The organism is Pseudomonas sp. Z1-12 (assembly GCF_051132015.1).
Taxonomy (GTDB): Bacteria; Pseudomonadota; Gammaproteobacteria; order Pseudomonadales; family Pseudomonadaceae; genus Aquipseudomonas; species Aquipseudomonas zanjanensis.
Genome location: NZ_CP071647.1, coordinates 2067685 through 2086747 on the forward strand (window position 1 = coordinate 2067685; position 19063 = coordinate 2086747).

Consider the following 19063-nt stretch of genomic DNA (forward strand, 5'->3'; position numbering starts at 1 on the left):
AAGCCTGCAAAATCAACCGGCATAAAAAACCCGACATCAAGGTCGGGTTCAATCGAGACGGGCTGTATCACTTTTGTTCGGCAGGCTTGACCAGTCGTTTTTCCAACTCGCCGCAGGCTTTGCGGATCATGTCTTCGGTGATCGGTACTTCGCGCCCTTGTTCATCGATGAACGAGCAGCCCAGAGACTGGTCCGGTTGCGTGCGGATTACTTGAATCTTGTCGTCGCTGCTATGTTGCAAGGACATGGCCTGTCTCCTCATCAGGTTGTGTGCCTACTTTAATGTCGCCAGGTGACCGAGCCATGACACTCCTTGTAGGTTCATGGCGACACCTCCACTCAATCAGAAATACAGTTGCGTTTCCAGCCAGACTTTAGACCGATAACATCTAGCGGCTAGTCGTCGTGGTCATATTTAACCTGACTCATTCTGATTCAACCTGGTTCCGCTGCGTTTCGACCGCGCGGGCCGGCCTTTTCCCGCTGTATTATCGGACGCCCTTGATGCTTTCTTCCCGACATCGCCGTGCCATACGCCTGGCCAGCGGCTTCATCGCCCCTTATCGCAAACAAGTCGCCGGCGCGTTGCTGGCCTTGATTGTCACCGCCGGCATTACCTTGTCCATGGGCCAAGGCATTCGCTTGCTGGTGGACCAGGGCTTCATGACCCGCTCGCCACACTTGCTCAATCAATCCATCGGCCTGTTCATGGTGCTGGTGGCGGGGCTGGCGATCGGTACGTTTGCACGTTTTTACCTGGTGTCCTGGATCGGCGAGCGGGTGGTGGCCGATATCCGGCGGCAGGTCTTCAACCATCTGGTGTACTTGCACCCAGGCTTTTACGAAAACAACCGCAGTTCGGAAATCCAGTCACGGCTGACCACTGACACGACGTTGCTGCAATCGGTGATCGGTTCGTCGCTGTCGTTGTTTTTGCGCAACGCCCTGATGGTGGTGGGCGGTATCGTGTTGCTGTTTATCACCAATCCCAAGCTGACCAGCATCGTAGTGATTGCCTTGCCGCTGGTATTGGCGCCCATCCTGATCTTCGGTCGACGAGTGCGCAGCTTGTCACGCGAGAGCCAGGACCGTGTTGCCGACGTCGGCAGCTATGTCTCCGAAACCCTCGGCCAGATCAAGACCGTGCAGGCCTACAACCATCAGGTCCAGGACGAACAACGTTTTTCCGTGACGGTGGAGCAGGCCTTCGACACCGCTCGCAAGCGCATCGCCCAGCGGGCCTGGCTGATCACCTTGGTGATCGTGCTCGTACTGGGGGCGGTGGGGGTGATGCTCTGGGTCGGCGGCATGGATGTGATCGCCGGGCGGATTTCCGGTGGCGAGCTGGCGGCGTTCGTGTTCTATAGCCTGATCGTCGGCAGTGCCTTCGGGACCCTGAGCGAAGTCATCGGCGAGTTGCAGCGGGCGGCCGGCGCGGCAGAGCGCATTGCCGAGCTGCTGCGCTCGGAAAATATCATCCAGCCGCCGGCCACGGGCCTGGTGACCTTGCCGGTGCGGGTCCGCGGCGATCTGCGCCTGGAAGGCGTGCGTTTTTCCTATCCGTCCCGGCCGGACAGTTATGCGGTCGACGGTCTCGACCTGAGCGTCAAGGCCGGCGAGACCCTGGCCCTTGTCGGGCCTTCCGGTGCGGGCAAGTCGACGGTCTACGACTTGCTGTTGCGTTTCTATGATCCGGTGCAGGGGCAGATCCTGATAGACGACGTACCGTTGACCCAACTCGATCCGCTGGACCTGCGCCGGCACTTTGCCTTGGTTTCACAGAATCCGGCGCTGTTTTTCGGCACGGTCGAAGAGAACATTCGTTACGGCAATCCCCAGGCGACGCCCGAACAGGTGCGCGAGGCGGCGCAGATCGCCCATGCCCATGACTTCATCGAAAAAATGCCTGATGGCTACCAGACTCACCTGGGCGACGGCGGCCTGGGCTTGTCCGGCGGCCAGCGCCAACGCCTGGCCATCGCCCGAGCCTTGCTGGTGGACGCACCGATCCTGTTGCTGGACGAAGCCACCAGCGCCCTCGATGCGCAAAGCGAACACCTTATCCAGCAAGCCCTGCCGAGCTTGATGAAAAACCGCACCACCCTGGTCATTGCCCATCGCCTGGCCACGGTGAAAAACGCCGACCGGATCGCGGTGATGGATCAGGGCAAGGTGGTTGCCGTGGGCACTCATCAGGAGCTGGTCGCCAGTAATGCGCTGTATGCGCGGTTGGCGGCGTTGCAGTTCAATGTGGGGTTGGCAACCGAGTAAATATGGCGTCTACATGAATCCCCCTGTGGGAGCGAGCTTGCTCGCGATAGCGGTGAGCCAGCTTGCATCGATGTCGAGCGGCCGCCGTCATCGCGAGCAAGCTCGCTCCCACAGGGGGCATCAACCGACCCAGTAACCGAGCAAAAAAATGCCCGCATCTTTCGAAGCGGGCATTTTTTCTTCTCAAGAACAGCTTGCGCTAATGCTCACTGATCATCGAAATACCGCTCATGCCAGTCCACCAGCGGTTGCGGCGAGTTGAGTTTCTGGCCGTAGATCACCGAATATGACAACACGTTCTGCACGTATTGGCGGGTTTCGTCGAATGGAATACTTTCCACCCAGACGTCGAAGCTCAAGTGATCGGCACCGCGCAACCATTGGCGCACACGACCGGGGCCGGCGTTGTAGGCCGCCGAGGCGAGGACTCGGTTGCCGTTGAACTGGCTGTGAACCTGGCTCAGGTAGGCCGCGCCCAGCTGGATGTTCTTGTCCGGGTTCAACACTTGTTGAGGGGAGGCCAGGGGAATGCTGAACTTGCGCGCGGTTTCCTTGGCGGTACCAGGCATCAGTTGCATCAGGCCTGCGGCGCCGACGCTGGAGCGGGCGTCGTCCATGAAGGCGCTTTCCTGGCGAGTGATTGCGAAGACCCAGCTCGAATGCAGGCCACGCACCTTGGCTTCGCGCACCAGGGTGTCGCGGTGGGCCATTGGGAAACGGATGTCCAGGTCGTCCCAGTACTTGGCCTGGCTGATGGTGCGAATGGCCGGGAAATACCATTTCAGGTCATAGGCCAGTTTCGCCTGGGCGACCATTTCGTCCCGGTTGAAATGCCGGCTGACGTGATACCACTCGCGGCGTCCGTCCACGATGTCCCCACGGGCATGAAACTCCAGCGCACGACGCACGCCCGGTGTGTTGCGCACCTTATTGATCAGCGCCTGGCTCATCACCAATGGCTTGTTGACGAGCGAGTACGGCGACTGGGAGCGGTCGGCGGCGAGGAAGCCATAGAAGTCCCGCTCACGGGCCAGATGCTTGTAGAGCGCAAGGGCCTCGGGGTTTTGCGGCTGCGCCAGCTCCAGCGTACGGGCTTGCCAGTAGCGCCAGCGGTTGGTGCTGGCCAGTGACTCGGGCAGGCGGCGGGTCAGTTGGTAGGCATCGTCCCAACGGGCCAGGCGCAGCAGCAGGCGCAAGCGCCACTCCGAAACGGTGTCGTCGCGCAGTTCCGGGTCGTATTTGGTCATCACGTCCAGGGCGCGACTGTCAAAGCGCTTGGCCAGGGTCAAGCCGATTTCCCGGGCAATCGCGACTTTTTCATCTCGGGAAAAATGCATGGTGCTGGCGTAGCCGTCCAGCAGCGCCATGGCTTTTTCCGGATCCTGGCGGGCCAGGCGACGCAGGCCGAGGCTGACGATGTCGGACATCGGTTCGTCGGCCGGGCTGAAGCGCGAGGGTTGGTTGAGCAACTCAGGCTTTTGCGCCACGTCCACCAGCAACTTGCCACGGGGGGCGAGGGTGGTCAGGCCGCTGACCAGGCTGTTGGCCAGCGGATAATTGCGCGCCTGGGCGGCCAGCTTGGTGCGCTCCCAACGTTTCTGCTCGGTCAACTGGCCCTGGGATGCCCATTGGCCGAACAGCGCGTCGCAGGCCTGGGGCTGTGACTTGCCGGTGAGCCAGAGCTTTTCGGCATTGGCATAGCCTTCGGCCTTAAGGCCATGGCTGAGCTGATACTGAGCGTTGAGGCAGTCCAATTCGGTGAAGTTGAGCTTGGGGTCGTAATACTTGACAAAGGTCGCCCAATCGCCGCGCTCGGCCAGCCAGCGCAACCAGCGCAGTTTCATCCAGTTGGCCTGGGGCAGGTCACCGTGCTCGGCGAGGAATTTTTCGATTTCGGCGTTGCTGGCGCTCTTGAGGCGAGCGGTCAGTTCATCGTAGGCCAGGTACGGCTCCAGCGGGTAGTCGCGCAAGGCCTGGCTGTAGCGAAAGTAAGGGCCGGAGTCACCCTTGGCCAAGGCCCGCTTGGCCTCGTTGTAATACTGGCGCTGAGTGGAAATATCCACCGCCTGAGCGGATTGAACGGCAGTGGCACATACAAAAAGACACGATAAAACACTGAAAAGGCGACTGCGCATGAGACGTCCGGGCAGAAAAAACATGACAAGCCCAAGGGTTAACCCAGGGTAACTGTCTGTAGCTTAGCCTTTTGCCAGCAGCCGGCGAAAGCTTTGCAGGGCTGTCGGTGCAAGTTCGCAACATTTGTCGTGCAGAGTGCTTCAGTGGCGAAATTGGCGGACCCTTGAGGCCTCATCTCAGGTAGAATGCGCGCCCGGTTTTTGGAGAAGCTCATGACCCTGCTCAAATTCAGCGATGTGTCCCTTGCTTTCGGCGCTATGCCGTTGTTGGACAAGGTGTCCTGGCAGATCGCCCGTGGTGAGCGGGTGTGCATCATCGGCCGCAACGGCACTGGCAAGTCCAGCATGATGAAGCTGGTCAAGGGCGATCAAAAGCCTGACGACGGCTCGGTCTGGCGTGCGCCGGGCCTGAAGATCGGCGAATTGCCCCAGGAATTGCCGGTGGCCGACGAGCGGACCGTGTTCGACGTGGTTGCCGAAGGCCTGGACGGTGTCGGCGCGTTGTTGGCCGAGTATCACCACCTGAGCCAGAACATCGTCACCGACGCCGACCTGGACAAGTTGATGCACGTGCAGCACGACCTCGAGGCCCGCGACGGCTGGCGTCTGCAGCAACTGGTCGACAGCACCCTGAGCCGCCTGCAATTGCCGGCCGACAAGACCCTCGCCGAGTTGTCCGGCGGTTGGCGTCGCCGCGTCCTGCTGGCCCAGGCCCTGGTCTCCGAGCCCGACCTGCTGCTGCTCGACGAACCGACCAACCACCTGGACATCGGCGCCATCGCCTGGCTTGAAGAAGCCCTGAAGGACTTCCAGGGGGCGGTGCTGTTCATCACCCACGACCGTTCCTTCCTGCAGAACCTGGCGACGCGCATCCTTGAACTGGACCGCGGCGGCCTGATCGATTGGAACGGCGACTACGCCAGCTTCCTGGTGCACAAGGAAGCGGCGCTGGCGGCGGAAGAAACCGCCAATGCCTTGTTCGATAAGAAACTGGCCCAGGAAGAAGTCTGGATTCGCCAGGGCATCAAGGCTCGTCGCACCCGCAACGAAGGCCGTGTGCGGGCCCTCAAGGCCTTGCGCGTTGAGCGCAGCGAACGCCGTGAACGTACCGGCAAGGCCAATATCCAGTTGGATACTGCCGACAAGTCCGGCAAGCAGGTGATGGTCCTTGAAAACGTGAGCTTCGCCCACCCTGGCGGCCCGTTCCTGATCAAGGACTTCTCCATGGTCCTGCAGCGTGGCGATCGCATCGGCTTGCTAGGGGCCAACGGCACCGGCAAGACGACTTTGCTCAAACTGATGCTTGGCGGCCTGGTGCCGACCAATGGCAAGGTGGAGGAGGGTACGAAGATCGACGTTGCCTACTTCGACCAGTTGCGTCATCAGCTGGACCTGGAAAAGACCGTGATCGACAACGTGGCCGAAGGCCGCGATTTCATCGACATCGATGGCCAGAGCCGTCACGTGTTGAGCTACCTCGGCGATTTCCTGTTCAGTCCACAGCGTGCCCGTACGCCGGTCAAGGCGCTGTCGGGCGGTGAGCGCGCCCGCCTGTTGCTGGCCAAGCTGTTCAGCAAGCCAGCGAACCTGCTGGTGCTCGACGAACCGACCAACGACCTGGACGTGGAAACCCTGGAATTGCTCGAAGAAGTGCTGTTGACCTTCAACGGCACCGTGCTGATGGTCAGTCACGACCGGGCATTCCTCGACAACGTGGTCACCAGCACCCTGGTGTTCGAAGGCGAAGGCCTGGTACGTGAATACGTCGGTGGTTATCAGGATTGGCTGCGCCAGGGCGGCTCGCCGCGTCTGCTTGGGGTCACCGAGAGCAAGTCCGGCAAGGCCGACCTGAATTCGGCGGTGGTCAAGGCCGAGCCCGCGCCTGTTGCCGCCGCAGCTCCGGCCCCGGCGAAGAAAAAGCTCAGCTACAAACTGCAGCGCGAGCTGGAGGCTCTGCCGGGCGATATCGATGCGAAGGAGCAGCAGATCGCCGCGGTGGAAGCCGAAATGGCCGACGCCGGGTTCTACCAGCGGCCAGCGGCCGAAACCGCCAAGGTGATCGCACAGTTGGAACAACTGCAGGCCGAGCTGGATGCATTGGTCGAGCGCTGGGCCGAGCTGGACGCTTGATCTCGTGCTAAAAAATCCCGGCATTCAGTCATGAGTGCCGGGATTTCTATTTGAGCCGCAATCCCTGTGGGAGCAAGCTCGCTCCCACAAGGTCAGGGTCTGGGTTTATGTGCGCTTGACCAGGTGCACCGCCAGCACATCGCAAGGCGCGCCATGCAGCACATCGTTGGCAGTCGAGCCCAGCAGCAGCGCCAGGCCATGGCGACCATGGCTGCCGACGACAATCAGGTCGCAACCCTGTTCCTTGGCCAGGTGATGGATCTCCTGGCGTGGCTGGCCGTAGGTCAAGTGGCTGAACTCCTTCTTCAGGGCCGGGTATTTCACGATCAGTCGGTCAAGGCGTTCCTTGGCCTGGTCGAATTGCTGCTGCTGCAACTGGGAAAGGTCCATCGGCACGTCGCCGCCGAAGGCCATGGCCATTGGTTCGACGATATGCACCAGCGACAGCTGGGTGTCTCGGCCTTCGCAAAGGGCGAGGGCGCGCTTGACGACCGGATCGCATTCTTCAGTGAGGTCAACGGCGACCAGAACGTGGTTGTAGTACATGGAAGGCACTCCAGAGAATTGCGATACGGTAAGTATGGCTGGTTTCAAGCGCATTGACGGCGACCTGGGTCAATGGCTCATCAGAATCGGGGAGTACGAATATGACGGTCTGGATAGTGCTGTCAATCCTGTTGGTAGTGTTAAGCCCATTGGCATGGTTGCGTCCGTCCCGTGTACAGAACGGTCGGATGGCCCTGCGCATGGAAGCGCGACGCCTGGGCCTGGCCATGCAACTGGCGCCACAGGAGTGGCCGCACTGGCTCGGCCAGCAGCCGCCAAACCCTTGTGCCCAGTACTATCGGCCTCGGCGAGGCAACCAGCCGGCCTGTTGGAGCTATTGGCAGACGGCACCGGGCGTCTGGGCCAATCAGTGGCGGGAAGTCTGCCAGGATGAATCCTTGCTCAATCATTTCGAAAAATTGCCGGCCAACGTCTACAAAGTCGAAGCCGACCGGCAAATGATTGCGGTGTACTGGGGCGAAAAAGGCGAAGCCAGTGTTTTGCAAGACATTGCCAGCACGCTCAAGGCGCTGGCCTGAGGCATAAAAAAGCCCGACAGTCTCATCGGGCGGTTGGCCAGGCAGGCCGGTAATCCATCTCGTGTCAGGGCGTGCGTTCGCAGCGCCCTTCGTTCCTGAAATTTCAATCGCATTCCCGACAGCGTAGTCGGCTGGACCCGATATGTCTGGAATTAGGGCGATTTTTCTAATGATTGATCCTATGAATAGCTGCACATGCGGCGCCGTGTTGCGGATCCGTACGGTACGGAAATGACCGTAAAGTCGCGTTCTCGCCCGTGTTTAGGGCGATTGACAATTGTCGGAAATTCCGTGAAGGTGACGTACCCAAATCAAACGGGCGTATGAATTGAGCGTTTGTATTTCAGAACGCTCCTACAGACCCCGACTATCGCGTTGACGGGTGTGCCTGGCGGATTGGCGTAGCATCGACGGTAACGTCAGTGTCGAACCAGTGGCCAGCGTCCAACGTGTACTGTTCAGCTTCCATATCGTGGAGATCAGTTGATGATTTACGAAGGTAAAGCCATCACGGTTAAGGCTCTTGAAAGTGGCATCGTCGAACTGAAATTCGACCTCAAGGGTGAGTCCGTCAACAAGTTCAACCGTCTAACCCTGAATGAATTGCGTCAGGCCGTAGACACTATCAAGGCAGATGCTTCGATCAAGGGTGTGATCGTCAGCAGCGGCAAGGACGTGTTCATCGTCGGTGCCGACATCACCGAATTCGTCGACAACTTCAAGCTGCCCGATGCCGAACTGATCGCTGGCAACCTCGAAGCCAACCGTATTTTCAGCGACTTCGAAGACCTCAACGTACCGACCGTCGCGGCCATCAACGGCATCGCCCTGGGTGGCGGCCTGGAGATGTGTCTGGCGGCGGATTACCGCGTCATGGCCACCACGGCCAAGATCGGCCTGCCGGAAGTCAAGCTGGGCATCTACCCGGGCTTCGGCGGTACCGTGCGCCTGCCGCGCCTGATCGGTGCCGACAACGCCATCGAGTGGATTGCCGCCGGCAAGGAAAACCGTGCCGAAGACGCACTGAAAGTCGGCGCCGTGGATGCGGTGGTCGAGCCTGGCAAGCTCCAGGAAGCGGCCCTTGAAACCATCAAGCGCGCCATCAGCGGCGAGTTCGACTACAAGGCCAAGCGCCAGCCGAAGCTGGAAAAGCTCAAGCTCAACGCCATCGAACAAATGATGGCCTTCGAAACCGCCAAGGGTTTCGTGGCCGGTCAAGCTGGCCCGAACTACCCGGCGCCGGTCGAAGCGATCAAGACTATCCAGAAAGCCGCAAGCTTCGGTCGCGACAAGGCCTTGGAAGTCGAGGCCGCCGGCTTCGTCAAGCTGGCCAAGACCTCGGCTGCGCAAAGCCTGATCGGCCTGTTCCTCAACGATCAGGAACTGAAGAAAAAGGCCAAGGCCTACGACGAAATCGCCCGTGACGTGAAGCAGGCCGCCGTGCTCGGCGCCGGCATCATGGGCGGTGGTATCGCGTACCAGTCGGCGTCCAAAGGTACGCCGATCCTGATGAAGGACATCAACGAACACGGGATCGAGCAGGGCCTGGCCGAAGCCGCCAAGCTGCTGGTCGGTCGCGTCGACAAGGGGCGCATGACCGCCGCGAAGATGGCCGAAGTGCTCAACGGCATTCGTCCGACCCTGTCCTATGGCGATTTCGGCCATGTCGACCTGGTGGTCGAAGCGGTTGTCGAGAACCCGAAGGTCAAGCAGGCGGTACTGGCTGAAGTCGAAGACAAGGTCAGGGAGGACACCATCCTCGCCTCGAACACCTCGACCATCTCCATCTCGCTGCTGGCCAAGGCCCTCAAGCGTCCGGAGAACTTCGTCGGCATGCACTTCTTCAACCCGGTGCACATGATGCCGCTGGTGGAAGTGATCCGTGGCGAGAAGTCCAGTGAGCTGGCTGTTGCCACCACCGTGGCCTACGCCAAGAAAATGGGCAAGAACCCGATCGTCGTCAACGATTGCCCGGGTTTCCTGGTCAACCGCGTGCTGTTCCCATACTTCGGCGGTTTCGCCAAGCTGGTCAGCGCCGGTGTGGACTTCGTGCGCATCGACAAGATCATGGAAAAATTCGGCTGGCCGATGGGCCCGGCGTACCTGATGGACGTGGTCGGCATCGACACCGGCCACCACGGTCGCGACGTCATGGCTGAAGGCTTCCCGGACCGCATGAAAGACGACCGTCGTTCGGCTGTCGACGTGCTCTACGAAGCCAAGCGCCTGGGCCAGAAGAATGGCAAGGGCTTCTACGCCTACGAGACCGACAAGCGCGGCAAGCAGAAGAAAGTTGCCGATGCGTCGGTGCTGGAAGTGCTCAAGCCGATCGTCTACGAGCAGCGCGACGTCACCGACGAGGACATCATCAACTGGATGATGATCCCGCTGTGCCTCGAAACCGTGCGTTGCCTGGAAGACGGCATTGTCGAAACCGCCGCCGAAGCCGACATGGGTCTGGTCTACGGTATCGGTTTCCCTCCATTCCGTGGCGGTGCGCTGCGTTACATCGATTCGATCGGTGTGGCCGAGTTCGTTGCCCTGGCTGACCAGTACGCTGATCTGGGCGCGCTGTACCACCCGACCGCGAAGCTGCGTGAAATGGCCAAGAACGGCCAACGCTTCTTCGGTTAAGCGCCCAACGACTAGAGCGAGAGAACATTTTATGAGCTTGAATCCTAGAGACGTCGTGATCGTCGACTTCGGTCGTACGCCGATGGGCCGCTCCAAGGGCGGCATGCACCGCAACACCCGCGCCGAAGACATGTCGGCGCACCTGATCAGCAAGCTGCTGGAGCGCAACGTCAAGGTCGACCCCAACGAAGTCGAAGACGTGATCTGGGGCTGTGTGAACCAGACCCTGGAGCAGGGCTGGAACATCGCCCGCATGGCCTCGCTGATGACCCAGATTCCTCACACCGCGGCCGGCCAGACCGTCAGCCGCCTGTGCGGTTCGTCCATGAGCGCGCTGCACACCGCCGCCCAGGCGATCATGACCGGCAATGGTGATGTGTTCGTCGTCGGTGGTGTCGAGCACATGGGCCACGTGAGCATGATGCACGGCGTCGATCCGAACCCGCACATGTCCCTGTACGCGGCCAAGGCCTCGGGCATGATGGGCCTGACCGCGGAAATGCTGGGCAAGATGCACGGCATCAGCCGCGAACAGCAGGACGCCTTTGGCGTGCGCTCCCACCAGCTCGCCCACAAGGCGACCGTGGAAGGCAAGTTCAAGGACGAGATCATCCCGATGCAGGGCTATGACGAGAATGGCTTCCTGAAGCTGTTCGACTACGACGAAACCATTCGTCCGGAAACCACCCTGGAAAGCCTGGCGGCCCTGAAGCCGGCCTTCAATCCGAAGGGTGGCACCGTGACAGCGGGTACTTCATCGCAGATTACCGACGGTGCCTCGTGCATGATCGTGATGTCGGCCCAGCGTGCCCAGGACCTGGGTATCCAGCCGATGGCAGTGATTCGTTCGATGGCCGTGGCGGGTGTGGACCCGGCGATCATGGGCTATGGTCCAGTACCGGCCACGCAGAAAGCCTTGAAGCGTGCAGGCCTGAGTATCGCCGATATCGACTTCTTCGAGCTCAACGAAGCTTTCGCCGCACAGGCCCTGCCGGTGCTGAAAGATTTGAAAGTGCTCGACAAGATGAACGAGAAGGTTAACCTGCACGGCGGCGCGATCGCCCTGGGTCATCCGTTCGGTTGCTCCGGTGCGCGTATCTCCGGCACGCTGCTCAACGTCATGAAGCAGAATGGCGGCACCTTCGGTGTCTCGACCATGTGCATTGGCCTCGGCCAAGGCATCGCCACTGTCTTCGAACGCGTCTAAGCGTTGCGTCGATGGAAGCCGGGGCCAAGTGCCCCGGTTTTTGTTTTTTCGGGGTTAGTACAAAAAGATTTTGTTTTTATTTTGAAAAGATTTGAGTGAGGGCCAAAGCATGCCGATACAACCTGGGCTCTACCAGCATTACAAAGGTCCGCAGTACCGCGTATTCAGCATTGCGCGGCATTCCGAGACCGAGGAAGAAGTGGTCTTCTATCAAGCCCTGTATGGCGATTACGGCTTTTGGGTGCGTCCCTTGAGCATGTTCGAGGAGTCCGTCGAGGTTGACGGCGAACAGGTGCCACGCTTTGCTTTGGTGCAGGCCGAGGAGAGCATTTTTTCCAAGCCTTGAGGCCGGCATGCGGGCAACCCTGCGCTTGACCTCACCTTGCAGCCACTATATATAGCGGTGCCGCGTCAGGCGCCAACCGCCTTTCACTTTTTAGAATTCAGGAATTTTCTGATCCATGGGCAAATCGCTGGTCATTGTGGAATCCCCGGCTAAGGCCAAGACCATCAACAAGTATCTGGGCAACCAATACGTGGTGAAGTCGAGTATCGGCCATATCCGAGACCTGCCCACCAGCGGTTCGGCTAGCGCCAGTAAGGAGCCAGCCGCCAAGCGCGGCAAGGCTGCTGCCGGTGAAGCGCCGGCGCTGTCGCCGAAAGACAAGGCGCGCAAGCAGCTGGTCTCACGCATGGGGGTCGATCCGGAACACGGCTGGAAAGCCAAGTACGAGATTCTCCCAGGCAAGGAAAAGGTCATCGAAGAACTGCGTCGGCTCGCCAAGGATGCCGACACCATCTATCTCGCGACGGACTTGGACCGCGAAGGGGAAGCCATTGCCTGGCACCTGCGCGAAGCCATTGGTGGGGATGACAGCCGCTACAAGCGCGTGGTGTTCAACGAAATCACCAAGAAGGCCATCCAGGAAGCCTTCTCCCAGCCGGGCGAGCTGGATATCGACCGAGTCAACGCCCAACAGGCGCGGCGTTTCCTCGACCGCGTGGTGGGCTACATGGTTTCGCCGCTGCTGTGGGCCAAGATCGCCCGCGGCCTGTCGGCTGGTCGCGTGCAGTCCGTCGCCGTGAAGCTGGTGGTGGAGCGCGAGCGGGAAATCCGGGCGTTCATCCCTGAAGAGTACTGGGAAGTCCACGCCGACCTCGGCACTGCCAAGGGCGCGACTGTGCGCTTCGACGTGGCCCGCGAGAAGGGTGAAGCCTTCAAGCCGCTCAATGAAGCCCAGGCCATGGCGGCGCTGGAGAAGCTCAAGGCGTCGAGCTACAGCATCGTCAAGCGCGAAGACAAGCCGACCAGTAGCAAGCCGTCCGCGCCGTTCATCACCTCCACGCTGCAACAGGCCGCGAGCAATCGCCTGGGCTTTGGCGTGAAGAAAACCATGATGATGGCCCAGCGTTTGTACGAAGCCGGCTACATCACTTACATGCGTACCGACTCGACGAACCTGTCGGCCGATGCCGTGGCAATGGCGCGCACTTATATAGAAAGCGAGTTCGGCAAGAAGTACCTGCCGGAGACGCCGAACGTCTACAGCAGCAAGGAAGGCGCGCAGGAGGCTCACGAAGCGATTCGTCCGTCCGATGCCAACACCGAGCCAAGCAAGCTGTCGGGCATGGAGCGCGATGCCGAGCGTCTCTACGAGCTGATCTGGCGCCAGTTCCTGGCCTGCCAGATGCTGCCGGCGCAATACCTGTCCACCACGGTCAGCGTCGGTGCCGGCGACTTCGAGCTGCGCGCCAAGGGGCGCATCCTGAAATTCGACGGCTACACCCGCGTCATGCCGCAGATCACCAAGCCTGGGGATGACGATGTCCTGCCGGACATGGCCCAGGGCGACGTGATGAAGCTGATCAAGCTCGATCCGACCCAGCACTTCACCAAGCCGCCGGCCCGTTACTCCGAAGCCAGCCTGGTCAAGGAAATGGAAAAACGCGGCATCGGCCGTCCTTCGACCTACGCCGCGATCATTTCCACCATCCAGGACCGCGGTTATGTGGCGCTGCACAACCGTCGTTTCTATTCGGAAAAGATGGGCGACATCGTCACCGAGCGTCTGTCCGAGAGCTTCTCGAACCTGATGGACTACGGCTTCACCGCCGGCATGGAAGAAAACCTCGACGATGTAGCTCAGGGCGAACGGGACTGGAAAAATGTCCTCGACGAATTCTATGGCGACTTCAAGAAAAAACTTGAAGTAGCCGAAAGCCCTGACAGCGGCATGCGCGCCAACCAGCCGGTCATGACCGACATCCCGTGCCTGACCTGCGGGCGTCCGATGCAAATCCGTACCGCCTCGACTGGCGTGTTTCTCGGTTGCTCGGGCTACAGCCTGCCGCCCAAGGAGCGCTGCAAGGCTACCGTCAACCTGGTGCCGGGCGACGAAATCGCTGCGGACGACGAGGGTGAGTCGGAGTCCCTGGTACTGCGCGGCAAGCATCGTTGCCCGATCTGCAGCACGGCGATGGATGCCTACCTGCTGGATGAAAAGCGCAAGCTGCACATCTGCGGTAACAACCCGGACTGTGCCGGCTACGAGATTGAAGAGGGCACTTATCGCATCAAGGGCTACGAAGGCCCGAGCCTGGAATGCGACAAGTGTGGCAGCGAGATGCAGCTCAAGACCGGCCGTTTCGGCAAGTTCTTCGGTTGCACCAACCCGACCTGCAAGAACACCCGCAAACTGCTCAAGAGCGGTGACGCGGCGCCGCCGAAGATGGACCCGGTGAAGATGCCTGAGCTCAAATGCGAGAAGGTCAACGACACCTACATCCTGCGTGACGGCGCCTCCGGCCTGTTCCTGGCAGCCAGCCAGTTCCCGAAAAACCGTGAGACCCGTGCGCCATTGGTGATGGAGATCGTGCCGCACAAGGACGAGATCGATCCGAAGTACCATTTCCTCTGTGAAGCACCGCAGAAGGATCCGGAAGGGCGTCCGGCGGTCATTCGCTACAGCCGCAAGACCAAGGAGCAGTACGTGCAGACCGAAGTCGACGGCAAGCCGACCGGCTGGAAGGCCTATTACGATGGCGGTAAGTGGACGGTTGAAGACAAGCGTTGATTGAACGCCTGTTAGGAGGAAGGGCTAAGCGAGACTCCCGTGGCGAGGGAGCTTGCTCCCGCTGGGCGGCACAGCCGTCCTCGATAGGGCCCGACTGAACAAAAAGGCCGCATGACAACCCATAGGTTTTCATGTGGCCTTTTTGTTTTTGGCTTGCAGTGGTCTTGGTTGATCCACGACACTGTCGCACTTGCGTGAAGCTTTCATTTCGTTGGGGAGATGCCGCCATGGCCCACGAACTCTATACCCGCACCAATCAGAAAATCTATTTCGCCGGTCTGTCGCTCGAAGCGCTCACCCGGGCTGAAGACGGGCGTGCGATAAATTCCCCGGCGCTGCTCCAGGCAGGGCGTGAGTCCGCGCTGTTTCACCTATACGGTGCGTTGTTGGGGTTATGCCATGAAATCGCGGGTTTCTATCGCCTGCCACAAGCGAATGCGCCGCGGGCCGAGCTGCTGTTGACCCGCGAAGTGCTGGAAACCATCGCCATCCCGGAAATGGCCGAAATGGTCGAGCTGGCACACAACCCGGAAACCTGGCTGGCAAAGCTGTTGGCGGCCCATGCGGCGCTGTTCGAGCCGCCACGAGCCCCGCGCAAGCCCAAGGGGGACGTGACCCAGCCGTTGATCGTGGCGGTCAATCTGGACGAGCAGGATCCCGAGCAGGAGCTGAGCCGGGAAGAGCTGGAGAGTTGGCGCCAGAACCTCAAGGGCTTGGCGATACGCTTTCGTGAAGGGTTGAACGAGTGCTGAGTTTCCCTTCGGCCCTTTACGTCCATTGATAACGCTTGGTCAAGATCCCGAGCGGAGCCTGGCCGATGACTATATAATCCTCGCCTTTCGTGGAGAACAGACTTTTATGCCTACGTCCTTTCTAGAAATTGTCGAACTTCCTGATGGCCGCATCGAGCTGCGCAGGGCCGAGGACGAGGGTTCTCTGGTTACCCTGAACTTCTCCGAAGATGCCAAGGTGTTCCTCCAAGGCCAACACGTCGAAGTCGCCAAGGCGATGCTGAGCGTGGGCGTCCAGATGGCCGGTCGCCTGGTTGAAGGCGAATTCAACAAGGACGAGGGGCCGCGGGTCCTTCATTAACCCCGCCTGTCGGCTTTTTTGAAAAATGTGACTGACCGGCTTCTCTGTCTTGGAGAAGCCCCGCGTTTGTCTTAGCCCAATCGAATATTCAGGCTTTGTGCGTCCCCGGTGCGGGCGGCGCTGATCAACTGTTGCCGTGCGGTCGCGGTCAATGGGTTGAGCCAACTGACCACGGTGTGGCTACGGCCCAGGCGCAAGGCTTCGCAGGTCAACTGTTGGGCACTCTGGGTGCCCCGTGGCTGCAGCAACAGGATGCGTTCACGGTTCAGGCCGGCATCCCGCAGCCAGGCCTGGGTAACGCTGGCCGGGGGCGCGATCAGCGTCAACCAGCGAGCATCCTGGTCCTGGCTGAGTTCTCGCAGAATCGGCGCCAGCAGGTTCAGGCAGTTTCCGGCCGCACCACGTAACGACAGTTCGCTGAAAGCCTCGGGTTCGACGCCCCAGGGCGACTCGATGACCTCTTTCAGGACTGGAACCAGCGGTTGGGCCATGAATGCCTCGAACAGCGGAAGTTGTGTGTGTTGTGGTGTGTGAGGGAACTGCATAAAGCCTCCTTTAGCGGCGAATGACGCCGACGCTCAAGCCTTCGATGACCAGGTCCTGATCTTTCAGGTTCACTTCGATGGGGGCGAACTCAGGGTTCTCGGCGATGAGCCAGACCTTGCTGCCGTCGCGCTTGAAGCGCTTGACGGTCACTTCGTCGCCGATGCGCGCCACGACGATCTGGCCATTGCGGGCTTCGCGGGTGGTGTGGACGGCCAGGAGGTCACCGTCGAAGATACCGATGTCCTTCATGCTCATGCCGTGTACCCGAAGCAGGTAATCGGCCCGGGGATGGAAGAACGAAGGGTTGATATTGCAGGATTCCTCGACATGCTGCTGGGCGAGGATCGGTGCGCCTGCCGCGACCCGGCCAATGATCGGCAGGGTGGTTTCGTCGGCCTTGGCTTCGAAGCCAGGGATGCGAATGCCACGGGATGCGCCCGGGGTCATTTCGATCGCGCCCTTGCGCGCCAGCGCCTTGAGGTGTTCTTCAGCCGCGTTGGGCGACTTGAAACCCAGTTCCTGGGCGATTTCCGCGCGGGTCGGCGGGTAGCCATTGTCTTCGAGGCAGCGTTTGATGAAGGCCAGAATCTCTGCTTGGCGTGGCGTCAGCTTTAGCATATTGATCGCTCTGTCTTTTTATACAGTGACTGGGATTATATACAGTAGGCGCCGCTTGGCAATCCTCCTTTTTTCGCGGGCCGCTGGACGGTCGGTCGGCTTGTTGGTTGGGGCAGGGCTACCACCTGTGAAAAGGTGTGGTTAAATACGTGACCGACCGTTCGCAAAACGCCCCGGCAGGCTTGACAACCCCCTAGGCTGAAACGTATGTTTCAAACAAGTGTTTGTCAGGCGGAGTAACCATGGCCCAGTCGGAAACCGTTGAACGCATTCTCGATGCTGCCGAGCAGTTGTTCGCGGAAAAAGGTTTCGCCGAAACCTCGTTGCGTCTGATCACCAGTAAGGCCGGGGTGAACCTGGCGGCGGTGAACTATCACTTCGGCTCGAAAAAAGCCTTGATCCAAGCGGTTTTCTCGCGGTTCCTCGGGCCTTTCTGTCTCAGCCTCGATCGTGAACTGGAGCGGCGCCAGGCCAAGCCCGACGTCAAGCCAACCCTGGAAGAACTGCTGGAAATCCTGGTCGAGCAAGCCCTCGTCGTGCAACCGCGCAGCGGTAACGATCTGTCCATTTTCATGCGCCTGTTGGGCCTTGCCTTCAGCCAGAGCCAGGGCCACCTGCGGCGTTACTTGGAAGACATGTACGGCAAGGTCTTTCGTCGCTACATGCTGCTGGTCAACGAAGCCGCGCCGCGCATTCCGCCTATCGAACTGTTTTGGCGGGTGCACTTCATGCTTGGCGCCGCCGCATTCAGCATGTCCGGTATCAAAGCGCTGCGGGCCATCGCTGAAACCGATTTTGGCGTGAACACCTCGATCGAGCAGGTGATGCGCCTGATGGTGCCGTTCCTGGCAGCCGGCATGCGTGCCGAAAGTGGCGTCACCGATGAGGCCATGGCGGCCGCGCAACTGCGTCCACGCAGCAAATCGACGCCAGCGCTGGCCAAGGCTTGAGCGCACGGGTGGGCGCGGCTGCCTACATCCGCTAAGCTAGCCGCCCATGTCGACTCTCGTTTCGAACCCGTTCCATTCTATATTGCATGATCGCGACCTGCCGGGCCTTGGGCCTGGCGGTGTGGTCGTGTCTGTGTCACCGCGCGGGTTCATCGTTATTAAGGAAATGCTATGACTGCTGGCCTGCAAGGCTCGTTGATGGTGGACGTCGCCGGTACCTGGCTGACGGCCGAAGATCGCCACCTGTTGCGCCAGCCCGAGGTAGGCGGCCTGATCATTTTTGCCCGCAATATCGAGCATCCACGTCAGGTGCGCGAATTGAGTGCGTCGATCCGCGCCATCCGCCCCGACCTTCTATTGGCGGTGGACCAGGAAGGCGGTCGTGTTCAACGGTTGCGCCAAGGATTTGTGCGGTTGCCGGCGATGCGGGCGATCGCCGACAACCCGAACGCCGAATACCTGGCCGAGCAGTGCGGCTGGATCATGGCCACCGAAGTGCTGGCGGTGGGTCTCGACCTGAGTTTTGCCCCGGTGCTGGACCTCGATTACCAGCGCAGCGCCGTCGTCGGCAGTCGTGCCTTCGAAGGTGACCCTGAACGCGCAGCGTTGCTGGCCGGCGCCTTCATCCGTGGCATGAACGCCGCCGGGATGGGGGCTACTGGCAAGCACTTCCCGGGTCATGGTTGGGCTGAGGCTGATTCCCATGTGGCGATCCCGAGCGATGAGCGCAGCCTCGAGCAGATTCGCGCCAACGACCTGGTACCGTTCGCCAAGCTGAGCAAGCAACTGGCCGCGGTCATGCCGGCCCACGTCATCTACCCGCAGGTTGATGCCAATCCAGCCGGATTTTCCCGCCGCTGGTTGCAGGACATCCTGCGCGGCGAGTTGCAATTTGACGGTGTGATCTTCAGTGATGACCTGTCGATGGCCGGTGCACATGTGGTCGGTGATGCCGCCAGTCGTATCGAGGCGGCCTTGACGGCGGGCTGCGACATGGGCCTGGTGTGTAACGATCGCGCCGCCGCGGAGCTGGCCCTGAGCGCTGCCCAACGCCTGAAGGTCAAACCTTCGGCGCGGATCGCCCGCATGCGCGGCCAGGCCTTCGCTTCCACGGAGTACCGCCAGGACCCACGCTGGCTGACGGCGCTCGGCGCACTAAGGGCTGCGCAGCTTATTGATTAGTAGGGGATTCTGGTTGTGTGAACGTTGCAACACCCCCTGTGGGAGCGAGCCTGCTCGCGATGACGGCAACACAGTCAGCATCTAGGCCGGCTGAGCCACTGCTATCGCGAGCAGGCTCGCTCCCACATTTTGGAACTGG

16 protein-coding genes are annotated in these 19063 nt (G+C 60.5%); 11 read left to right on the forward strand and 5 right to left on the reverse strand.

Annotated elements, in window-relative coordinates; translation table 11 throughout:
• Window positions 1-67: 67 nt before the first annotated feature.
• Window positions 68-247: a PA1571 family protein gene (locus tag J3P85_RS09185; protein ID WP_186705236.1), complete on the reverse strand. Its 180-nt coding sequence runs from the start codon at window positions 245-247 to the stop codon at window positions 68-70.
• A 257-nt stretch (window positions 248-504) separates the two neighbouring features.
• Here J3P85_RS09185 and J3P85_RS09190 point away from each other — a divergent pair, with 257 nt between their 5' ends.
• On the forward strand, window positions 505-2271 hold the full coding sequence (locus J3P85_RS09190) for an ABC transporter transmembrane domain-containing protein (protein WP_434705551.1): 1767 nt from the start codon (window positions 505-507) through the stop codon (window positions 2269-2271).
• 206 nt (window positions 2272-2477) lie between these two features.
• Here J3P85_RS09190 and J3P85_RS09195 read toward each other — a convergent pair whose 3' ends face one another.
• Window positions 2478-4406 carry a transglycosylase SLT domain-containing protein gene (locus J3P85_RS09195; RefSeq protein WP_434705552.1) on the reverse strand — a complete coding sequence of 643 codons (1929 nt, stop codon included), beginning with the start codon at window positions 4404-4406 and terminating at the stop codon, window positions 2478-2480.
• A gap of 213 nt (window positions 4407-4619) precedes the next feature.
• Here J3P85_RS09195 and J3P85_RS09200 point away from each other — a divergent pair, with 213 nt between their 5' ends.
• On the forward strand, window positions 4620-6536 hold the full coding sequence (locus J3P85_RS09200; RefSeq protein ID WP_186705233.1) for an ATP-binding cassette domain-containing protein: 1917 nt from the start codon (window positions 4620-4622) through the stop codon (window positions 6534-6536).
• A 105-nt stretch (window positions 6537-6641) separates the two neighbouring features.
• Here J3P85_RS09200 and J3P85_RS09205 read toward each other — a convergent pair whose 3' ends face one another.
• Complete coding sequence (locus J3P85_RS09205) at window positions 6642-7082, reverse strand: universal stress protein (RefSeq protein WP_060738415.1); 441 nt, start codon at window positions 7080-7082, stop codon at window positions 6642-6644.
• A gap of 101 nt (window positions 7083-7183) precedes the next feature.
• Between J3P85_RS09205 and J3P85_RS09210 the strand changes: the two genes are divergently transcribed.
• The 7 genes from J3P85_RS09210 (at window position 7184) to J3P85_RS09240 (ending at window position 15628) form a co-directional block, all read left to right on the forward strand.
• Window positions 7184-7621, forward strand: coding sequence for a hypothetical protein (locus J3P85_RS09210; RefSeq protein WP_186705232.1), 438 nt, complete (start codon window positions 7184-7186; stop codon window positions 7619-7621).
• Between the two features lie 486 nt (window positions 7622-8107).
• Window positions 8108-10255, forward strand: a complete 2148-nt coding sequence (gene fadB, locus J3P85_RS09215; RefSeq protein ID WP_434705553.1) for a fatty acid oxidation complex subunit alpha FadB — start codon at window positions 8108-8110, stop codon at window positions 10253-10255.
• Between the two features lie 31 nt (window positions 10256-10286).
• A complete protein-coding gene (fadA, locus tag J3P85_RS09220) occupies window positions 10287-11462 on the forward strand; it encodes an acetyl-CoA C-acyltransferase FadA (RefSeq protein WP_053120718.1) in 1176 nt (391 codons plus the stop codon).
• Window positions 11463-11571: 109 nt separating this feature from the next.
• Window positions 11572-11808 carry a DUF1653 domain-containing protein gene (locus J3P85_RS09225; RefSeq protein WP_003199644.1) on the forward strand — a complete coding sequence of 79 codons (237 nt, stop codon included), beginning with the start codon at window positions 11572-11574 and terminating at the stop codon, window positions 11806-11808.
• Window positions 11809-11923: 115 nt separating this feature from the next.
• Window positions 11924-14536 (forward strand): type I DNA topoisomerase, encoded by a 2613-nt coding sequence (gene topA, locus J3P85_RS09230; RefSeq protein WP_434705554.1) that lies wholly within the window; start codon window positions 11924-11926, stop codon window positions 14534-14536.
• A gap of 227 nt (window positions 14537-14763) precedes the next feature.
• Window positions 14764-15288, forward strand: coding sequence for a DUF6586 family protein (locus tag J3P85_RS09235; RefSeq protein WP_434705555.1), 525 nt, complete (start codon window positions 14764-14766; stop codon window positions 15286-15288).
• Between the two features lie 106 nt (window positions 15289-15394).
• A complete protein-coding gene (locus tag J3P85_RS09240; protein ID WP_250962697.1) occupies window positions 15395-15628 on the forward strand; it encodes a hypothetical protein in 234 nt (77 codons plus the stop codon).
• A 71-nt stretch (window positions 15629-15699) separates the two neighbouring features.
• Here the strand turns inward: J3P85_RS09240 and sulA are convergent, their stop codons facing one another.
• Window positions 15700-16173 carry an SOS-induced cell division inhibitor SulA gene (sulA, locus tag J3P85_RS09245; RefSeq protein WP_003199648.1) on the reverse strand — a complete coding sequence of 158 codons (474 nt, stop codon included), beginning with the start codon at window positions 16171-16173 and terminating at the stop codon, window positions 15700-15702.
• A gap of 10 nt (window positions 16174-16183) precedes the next feature.
• A complete protein-coding gene (lexA, locus tag J3P85_RS09250; protein WP_003199651.1) occupies window positions 16184-16792 on the reverse strand; it encodes a transcriptional repressor LexA in 609 nt (202 codons plus the stop codon).
• 242 nt (window positions 16793-17034) lie between these two features.
• Between lexA and J3P85_RS09255 the strand changes: the two genes are divergently transcribed.
• Together J3P85_RS09255 and nagZ are read left to right on the forward strand one after the other, a co-directional pair.
• The gene (locus J3P85_RS09255; protein ID WP_013692622.1) at window positions 17035-17742 is read left to right on the forward strand and encodes a TetR/AcrR family transcriptional regulator; all 708 of its coding nucleotides are present in this window, start codon (window positions 17035-17037) and stop codon (window positions 17740-17742) included.
• 183 nt (window positions 17743-17925) lie between these two features.
• Window positions 17926-18924 carry a beta-N-acetylhexosaminidase gene (gene nagZ, locus J3P85_RS09260; protein WP_434706345.1) on the forward strand — a complete coding sequence of 333 codons (999 nt, stop codon included), beginning with the start codon at window positions 17926-17928 and terminating at the stop codon, window positions 18922-18924.
• The last annotated feature ends 139 nt before the right edge of the window (window positions 18925-19063 follow it).